6 protein-coding genes are annotated in these 9023 nt (G+C 43.3%); 3 read left to right on the plus strand and 3 right to left on the minus strand.

Going from position 1 to position 9023, the window contains the following annotated elements; translation table 11 throughout:
* Positions 1 to 88: 88 nt before the first annotated feature.
* Positions 89 to 835 carry a type I methionyl aminopeptidase gene (gene map, locus ACE1TF_RS16410; RefSeq protein WP_375018373.1) on the plus strand — a complete coding sequence of 249 codons (747 nt, stop codon included), beginning with the start codon at positions 89 to 91 and terminating at the stop codon, positions 833 to 835.
* 91 nt (positions 836 to 926) lie between these two features.
* Here the strand turns inward: map and ACE1TF_RS16415 are convergent, their stop codons facing one another.
* A complete protein-coding gene (locus ACE1TF_RS16415) occupies positions 927 to 2600 on the minus strand; it encodes a glutathione ABC transporter substrate-binding protein (RefSeq protein WP_375018375.1) in 1674 nt (557 codons plus the stop codon).
* A gap of 1318 nt (positions 2601 to 3918) precedes the next feature.
* On the minus strand, positions 3919 to 4782 hold the full coding sequence (locus ACE1TF_RS16420; protein ID WP_375018377.1) for a ComEC/Rec2 family competence protein: 864 nt from the start codon (positions 4780 to 4782) through the stop codon (positions 3919 to 3921).
* Between the two features lie 155 nt (positions 4783 to 4937).
* Here ACE1TF_RS16420 and ACE1TF_RS16425 point away from each other — a divergent pair, with 155 nt between their 5' ends.
* Complete coding sequence (locus ACE1TF_RS16425) at positions 4938 to 6314, plus strand: dipeptidase (RefSeq protein WP_375018379.1); 1377 nt, start codon at positions 4938 to 4940, stop codon at positions 6312 to 6314.
* 25 nt (positions 6315 to 6339) lie between these two features.
* On the opposite strand, the gene tatC is transcribed toward ACE1TF_RS16425, so the two are convergent.
* Positions 6340 to 7068 (minus strand): twin-arginine translocase subunit TatC, encoded by a 729-nt coding sequence (tatC, locus tag ACE1TF_RS16430; RefSeq protein ID WP_375018393.1) that lies wholly within the window; start codon positions 7066 to 7068, stop codon positions 6340 to 6342.
* 132 nt (positions 7069 to 7200) lie between these two features.
* Between tatC and ACE1TF_RS16435 the strand changes: the two genes are divergently transcribed.
* Positions 7201 to 8613 carry a gluzincin family metallopeptidase gene (locus tag ACE1TF_RS16435; protein WP_375018381.1) on the plus strand — a complete coding sequence of 471 codons (1413 nt, stop codon included), beginning with the start codon at positions 7201 to 7203 and terminating at the stop codon, positions 8611 to 8613.
* Positions 8614 to 9023 lie beyond the last annotated feature (410 nt).

The raw sequence follows: 9023 nt of genomic DNA on the forward strand, positions 1-9023 counted from the left end.
ACTATGAATGTGTAAAAACCGGTGCCACCATTTCCGATGTGTATTCATACACTAACTCTCAGTTCACACTAGGAGGGAGTACACGTGTATGCAACGACATAACGATGAAATTGAGAAGCTTAAAATTCCGAGTGCATATGTAGCCCTCATGCATCAGTCATTGCGGTCGATAATGATACCAGGTACATCTACTGCTGACATTGAAAAATTTGTTCGTGATTTCGCGAAACGGAACGGCGTAACGTGTGCACAAATTGGTTACAAAGGATACCCGTTTGCAACTTGTGCGGCTGTTAATGATGTCATTGCACATGGCTTTCCAAATCCAACCCCACTTCAAGATGGAGATATTGTCACGATAGATACCGTTTTTGATGTGGATGGATGGAAGGGGGACTCTGCTTGGACGTATGCGATAGGCCAGGTCGATGAGTGTGCCAAGAGGCTGTTGGACGTTACAAAACAGTGCCTTTATAAAGGGATTGACAAGGCCCGGGTTGGCAATCGTACAGGTGACATCGGCTGTGCAATTCAAACTCATGCAGAACTTCATGGGTTTAGCGTAGCCAGAGATCTGCTCGCTCATGGCATAGGTAGACACATTCACGAGCCTCCTGTTTTCCAGCATTTTGGCGAGCCTGGAACCGGTCATCTTCTCCAAGAAGGTATGGTGATCACCATCGAGCCGATGATCAACGAAGGAACTTTTGATATGTACTTGGATGAAGATGGCTGGACAGTCCGGACACTGGATGGAAAACGGTCTGCACAGTTTGAGCACACCATCGTCATTACCGACACTGATCCACTTATTTTAACAGATCAAAATAAATAACAAACTACTTTTTTAAAAAATTTACTGTTTTTTTCCAAAGAAAAAATGCGCTCCCCCGATCCCTATGGGGGAGCGCATTTTTTACCTATGGTTAATAACTTGCGTCATCTCCATCTGTTAAATACGCACCACTAATGTCATATACACCATTTGGAAGTTGGATAAATCCTTCAACATCATTGGAAATACCAACTCTAAACTCATCATGCACCGTAAAAATCTTTGGTGCATCGTCAATAATAATTTGTTGCGCCTCTGCATACAGCTCTACTCTTCGATCGTCATCTTCTTCATATCTAGCTTCGTCTAACAGGTCATCTACTTCTGAATTGCTATAGAATGTACGGTTCCCTGAAGCCCCGTGCTCATCAGTATGATACAACGAGTACATCCCGTAATCGGCGTCTCCTGTAACTGTCGTCCAGCCGAGAACGACCATGTCGTGCTGACCATTCGCTGAATTATCGAGTAATGAACTCCACTCTTGTTGATCAAGAGAGATGTTAATATTAAATTCGCTCAACTGATCTTGAACAATCTCAGCCATTTGAATGCTTAGTGGGTTCGATTCATCCACGAGTAGCGATGCGTCAAATCCATCTTCATACCCAGCTGCATCTAACAATTCTTGGGCCTCTTCTGGGTCATACTCCAAAGGCGTCAACCCTTCACTATACCCAAATACGAGAGGGTTCAAAGGACCAATCGCTTCTGATCCATACCCTTCATAGATACCTTGAACGATCGTTGATTTATCCACTGCCATTGCAATCGCTCGGCGAACATCAGGATCATCAAATGGCTCCACTTCATTGTTCATCCCGATATAATCAAGACGTAAACTCTCAACAGTTGATACATCAGCGTTCTCAAGACTTTCAATTTGTGACATATTAATCGGCTCAATGTCATCAATAACGTGTGCTTCACCAGTCTCTAACTGACCAATCCGTGTCGATTGTTCTGGCACGACGCTGTACGTTGCGGTATCAAGGTAGGTTAACTCACCCCAATAGTCTTCATTTCTCGTGAGTACGACTTCATTGCCTTGATCCCAATTTTCTAACATAAATGGTCCCGTACCGACAGGCTCAAGGTCGAGGTTTCGCTCACCATTCGCTTCTTCCTCAATCGCTTGGGCACTGATCATTCCCCCGCCGTCATGGGCAAGGTTTGCTGCTAATGGCGCAAACGGGAATTCAGTTATAATTTGAACCGTATAGTCATCAACAATTTCAATCTCATCAATCATTTCATACATAAAATTCTTCGGTGAAGCCGTCTCTTCATCGAGTACACGCTCTAATGTCGCTTGAACAGACTCCGCATTAAACGGTGTGCCATCTGTAAACGTTACATCTTCACGTAAAGTAAACTCCCATGTGTATTCATCCAATTGTTCAAAGTCTTCAGCCAATTCAGGTTGAATTTCCATATTCTCATCATGATTGACGAGCTTTTCATAAATATTCGTTCGGATATGTGTAGAAGCCGTGTCATTCGAACCATGCGGATCAAGAGATACAGCATCACGGAATACAGCTATTTGCAAATTCCCACCTTGTTGTGCCTCTCCCGTTTCAGCAGTGTCATCCCCATTGTCATCGTCATCTGCTTCATCATCAGGATCATCTTCTGTTTCCTCAGTATCTGGGCCTTCTTCCACCGTGTCTTCATCAACAGGATCGCTTGAACATGCTGCCATCAAGCCTGCAAACGTTAAAACAGCAACACCACTAACAATTCCCCTTTTGAATTTTCTCACTTTTTATCCCCCTTATCGATCCTTGCAATAATATGATCAAGATCATTGTAGCTTTTTATCTCGTGATAGACAAGATGTTATTTTTTTCCTAGTTTAAATATACAGACAATGTATTCGAACTAGGAGCGATAAAGATCCGTTGAAGGAAAGAAATTCACAGGTTCTTGAGGTTGTAACTACATGAAGCCTCCGCTTCAAACACTCGTCTAAGAAACTCCACCACTTCTTTTAGTCTCAAAAGCCAACAAGCCGTCAGCACAAGTCATGCCATAGACCGTTCGGTTTATCTTCGGCTCCGAAGGTGTTGATGCTTGCTAGGATAAAGCAAAGTTGACGTTCGGTGTAGAAACGAATGTTCAGAGATGGACTAGCGTCTCTTAAGCTGTGGAGTTTCAAAGCGATCTAGATCGCCATTCACCTAGAAATCCCCAAAACTAAGGAGCTATCGCTGGTGCAGAAAGTCGTGAAAAATGATCTAGATAGTGTGAACTTTAGATTTTCCTGATTGGGTAGTGACCCCCCAAAAGTTAAAATTTATATTATGAGGCTGATTGGCTGGTTAAAGTTCGGTATTGTACCGGACTATGACCAGCCTAGACTCTGTCTTACGGCAAGGTCACTGAAAAATAACGTCTCACTCTCTAAGTTACTCGTTAACGCGAACAAGCAGGTCCGACCTATGACCTATGTGGGGATTTCAACTATATGGAGCGTTGCGATAGTACATTATCCCATCATAGAACCGTCTATGTGGGGTTATCGCCTTTCTATGTGGGAATTCCGGCTAAAAATGGTTCCTCCTTGAAGAAAATCCCATCATAGACAGGGTCTACGTGGGATTTTCTATTTATAGCAAACGAAACGTTGTTATACATTTTTCAATGAACCTCTGACGACCTGCGAGGCCTCGTCTCGTTCCTTTTTCACCGCATTTCGTTCCAATCAACGGTACTGAAGAGGCGACATTGTTGTGCTAGAGGAGCTTAATTGTGACACTGAACGGTGGTCATAGAAACGATTCATTGCTACGTCTACTGTGAACGATTAACATTGATCTTCAATGACGTTGAATTTTTGACGTTAACGGTTGGTTTACCATTGGCTTTTGAAGAAATTCTTTAGTTCAACTTATATAGATCGCCCAGTATTTGGTAAAAACCGACGTTTTCCCACGATCTAGATCTCCTAAAAATCCCAAATATTTCTATTCGTGACCTCTAAGGTTAAACATGATGACTTGCGCTCGGCCAACGCTAGAGCGTAAATCTCACATTCATAAAAACTTATGCCCAAACCTGCGATCACCGGCTATTGAATTTTAGCGTTCGGTATATAATTCCCATTCTCCATCTTCAATGATGACATACACTTCGCCATGTTCAGCGGTTCCAAACAAATCAATGCCTTTTTCGTGTATACGTTCGACCACTTCATCATGAGGATGACCGTACTCGTTGTCTGCACCAGCAGAATAGATCGCAACTTCAGGATCTACTGCATCTAAGAACGGGGCCGTGTTTGACGTCGATGAACCGTGATGCCCTGCATGAAAAATGTCGGCTTGTAGACGTTCTGGCTGTTCGAGCATTTGTTCTTCGGCGTCCTCTTCCGCATCACCTGTAAACAGCATCTTCACTCCTTCAACCTCCACGCGCATCGCAATAGAACCATCATTAAGATTTCCCGTCAGTTGATCAGGCCCTACAACTTCAATTTGGAATTGTCCAACGTTTGTATCATCCCCTGCGCGTGGTTCTTCATAATCCGCATCACTCTCAAGAATAGCGTCAACGATTCTTTCATACGTTAAAGATGTATGTTCTTCCCCACTCATCCACACTTCTGACACGTCATATTGATCCAAAATGACATCGGCATTACCGATATGGTCTGCATGAGGGTGTGTTAAAACTAAAAGATCAATCGTTCCAACCTCATCCTCTTCTAAGTACGAAAGAATGCGATCATCATCGTGTCTACCTGCATCGATAAGAATTGTAGTTTCACCATCACGGAGAAGTGTACTATCCCCTTGCCCTACGTCATAAAATACAATTTCTGCATGGTTCCACACACTTTCTCCACCTGGATCTCTTTCTGCGCCCCCGCTCTCTTCAAAATCACAGCCAACTAGGAGAAGGGTTAGGCATAACACAGGCACCCATTTGCCTAATCTGTTCATTTCATCGTTCCTTTCTGAGCTTTACAATTCCTTTAGAAGCTTTCGGAATTATACTACTGAAAATCCTATAAATACAAGTGTCTTTAGGAATGTTTGCGCTCTTATAAAACCGATGGCAAAATAGTAAAGAGTAAGAAAAACTGAGGAGGGCACCTATGTCACAAATTGAACAGCAATTAAAAGCCAATCGTGAACGTCATTTGCAAGAATTGAAAAACTACCTTGCCATCCCGAGTGTGAGTGCATTATCTGAGCATAAAGAGGATACAAGAAAAGCCGCGGAATGGACTGCCGAGCAACTGAAAACAATCGGTCTGGAGCACGTTGAGATTATGGAAACAAACGGTCATCCTGTCGTTTATGGGGATTGGCTCCATGCGAGTGATAAACCGACGGTACTCATTTATGGGCATTATGATGTTCAACCTGTCGACCCCCTTGAACTGTGGGAAACGCCCCCTTTTGAGGCGAGTATCCGTGATAACAAAATTTATGCACGCGGGGCTACAGATGATAAAGGGCAAACGTTTATGCACATTAAAGCGTTGGAGACATTGATGCATGTCAACGGTGAATTGCCAATCAATGTAAAAGTAATGATTGAAGGGGAAGAAGAAGTGGGCAGTCCGAATTTGGACGCGTTCGTGGATACGTACAAAGAAAAGCTCCAGTCTGACGTTCTCGTTATCTCTGACACGACGATGATTGAGAAAGGGAAACCGACGGTATGCTATGGCTTGCGTGGGCTTGCTGGGTTGCAAGTGGACCTAAAGGGAGCAAAAGGGGACCTTCACTCCGGCCTTTACGGCGGCGGTGTACAAAACCCTCTTCACGCATTAACGAAACTGCTTGCATCCATGCATGACGAAAAAGGGAAAATTACTGTGGATGGCTTTTATGATGGGGTTATCGCACTTACTGATGAAGAACGTCGCGCCTATGATGCGTTGAACTTCGATGAACTAGCCCTTACTAAAGAGCTCGACGTCCCTGAATTGTACGGTGAAGACGGGTACAGCTTCTTAGAGCGGACATGGGTACGACCCACGCTTGAAATGAATGGCATGCATGGTGGTTTTCAAGGAGAAGGCGTGAAAACTGTTCTGCCATCCGAAGCATCTGCCAAAATAAGTTGCCGTCTCGTTCCTGGACAAGACCCAGATGACATTTTGGAAAAGTTGTATGCGCATATTGAAGCACACACTCCAGCAGGTGTGACAGTAAAGACGACACCATTTGATAAAGGCAAGCCGTTTTTAACACCGTATGATCACCCGGCCATCCAAGCAGCAGGTGATGCGCTCGAGTCTGTCTACAATGAAAAAACGGCATACACACGCATGGGTGGATCCTTGCCGATTGCCGAAACCTTTAGTGAGATTCTAGATGTGCCGATTGTCTTGATGGGCTTCGGGCTTCCATCTGAGAATTTCCATGCCCCCAATGAACATTTTCACCTTGAAAACTTCGACCAAGGACTGCGCGCCATTTGTAATTATTATACACGTGTCGCCGACCTAGACTTAGACTGAAGGAACTTTTGTTCCTTCAGTTTTTTTATGTTCCCTCAGCAACTCGATTCGGTTTACGTTTATGAATATATTTTCCGAGTAGAATTCCAATCTCGTAAAGAATGATAAACGGAACGACGACGAGAATATCGGTCAAAAAGTCTGGTGGGGTGATGAGGACAGAAATACAGAACAGCACAAAGTAAGCGTATTTACGAATTTTCCCGAGGGAATAAGGATCGATGAGTCCAAACGATGTGAGCGCCATAATGATTAACGGAAGCTCAAACAAAAATCCAGCTGGAATGGTTGTCATGACTACGAAAGAAAAATATTCAGATGCGGTAATCATCATATCAAAGTGAAGCTCACCCAATTCGATTAAAAATGAAAAAGCAAGCGGATGGATGACGAAAAAACCAAATGCTAATCCAATGATAAAGCAAACAAATATCGCCGGTATGTAGTTAAAAAGAATACTTGCTTCTTTTTTGCTTAGCGCAGGTTTTACGAAATTCCAAGCTTCTAAAGCCAAGTACGGTGCAGAAAACCCTAGACCGAGCACACCTGCAAGTGTGAAGTAAAGTTTAATCGCATCTAGTGGCCCTAACATCACTAGATTTGCATCTCCAATGAGAACATCCATATAAAAACGCAGCAATATAAATAGACCAATAAATGCAATCGCGTACACAATTAAAGATCGGATAATGGCCCCTCTGAGCACGGTAATATGTTCTAAGGTAGGTTGTTTATCCATTTGTTCATTCGTCATCACGTCGGTATAGTCCCTCCTCTTTGCTAGTGTTCTTACTATCCCCAGCAATCCAAAAAACATACTTTAAAGGAATAGTTCACCAATGTTTGGCAAATGCTGAGAGAGAACTTACCTTTGAGGAGTGAAACGATGCCACCTGTAACGAGAAGTTTAGAACAAGAATTCGAAGTTGTTTTGCAACGACTCATTGCCAATGAACATAGCCTAGCTCTTTTGCGTTGGGACAGCTATATGTATGGATCTACGAAAGGTGCTCAAATGAGAGCAAACTTAATGGGTACATTAGCCGAAGATACGTACAGACATCTCACATCAGAGTCTGTAAAACAAGTCGTTGAACAATTAGATCCAAATGATTTACCTACTGGAATGTTGTCGAGTTTTACTTATATTCAAAAACAAGCACGTCGTTTAGAAAAGATTCCTTACGAGTGGTATACCAAATATGAAAAACACGCTGCCAAGGCGATGCAAATGTGGACAGAAGCACGAAAAGCAAACGACTTTTCCGTTTTCCGGCCGTTTTTTGACCGGCTGGTAGCATTGCAAATGGATTATGCCGATTACGCAGGCTTCGGAGATGATCGGTACGGTGCCATTTTAGATCTCCGAGAAGACGGTCTCACTTCTGAGCAAGTAGATGCGTGGTTCCAACAATTGCAAGAAGTCGTTTTACCACTACTCTCCCACGTGAAACAATCAAACAAACAACCGAAAACTGGCTTCCTATTCGAAGAGATCGAAATTGAAGAACAAATGGATGTTGCAAAATCTTTATTTGAACTTACAAACTTTGACTTTGAGAGTGGGCGCATCGATTCATCAATTCATCCTTTCTTCGTTCCATTATCACCAGAGGACGTACGCGTAGGCATTTCTGCTCCATCTGCAAAAGAGTTCAAGAAGATGATGAAAGAAACGCTTTATTCATGTGGACAAAGCTTGTTCGCGCAAACGAGCAATCACTTGCTACAAGCAGAAGTACCTGCCAGCATGCAACAAGCATACGGACTGCTGTTCTCCTCATTTATTAGCAAAAGCAAATCATTTTTTCTACAGTGCAAAGAGCACTTACCTGATGCCATTCACCGTTACTCTATTGATGAAATTCACGCTGGCATGAACGCTGTTGATTTCACTATCGTCAAAAATGATTCAAGCGAACTCATGGTGCCTCTGCATTTGCAAATTGGCTATGAACTAGAAAAAGCCATCATGAATGGGGAAATTGCCACACGTGACTTGCCTCACGTATGGGCAGATAAAGCAGGCGACTATTTGTCTCTTGCCACCCCACATGACCTCGGAGGTATTCTCCAAGAGTATCATTTCGCCACGGCTGACTTTGGGTCCCAAGCCGTTGAACTAAAGAGCTATCTACAAGCAGCCACCCTCTATCAAACCGTACAAAAAGAAGGGGACACCGATTCGTTGTCCGCAAAAGTTGACCGACTGCGGCAACTCATCGCAACACCACAAAAAGAGACATCGACTAAAGATTTTAGCGATTGGCTCTCTCTGACGTATACGTCAATCTACTAACTGGTAACTCCCACCCCGAAAGGAGTGGGGTTACTCGTTTTAAAAAAAGTAAATATGCCTCTCTGGATGCTTGTAGTCCGGACTACAAGTGCAACATCGGTGGCCCAAATACAGCGACCGTGTTTTCTATGCAGTCCAGACTATAAGGGCAACAACGGTGGTCAAAAAACGCCCACCGTGTTTTCTTGACACTCCAGAGCACAAGAGCGACACGGTTCATTTTTCTGACTACTTGGCCACGATGTATAGAAAGAAGTCCAAATGCCTCATAAATTCATTTAAGTGAATCAATTTCATAAGTCTTCCTCTTAAAAAAGCACAGATAAATCCTATCAGAATAAGGTTGCTCTCAAAAATTTAAGCGTGATGTTCGTTCATACGTTCCGTCAGGCGATCACAAGCAAGTTTTG

This window comes from Geomicrobium sp. JSM 1781026 (assembly GCF_041949955.1).
GTDB lineage: Bacteria > Bacillota > Bacilli > Bacillales > Marinococcaceae > Geomicrobium_A.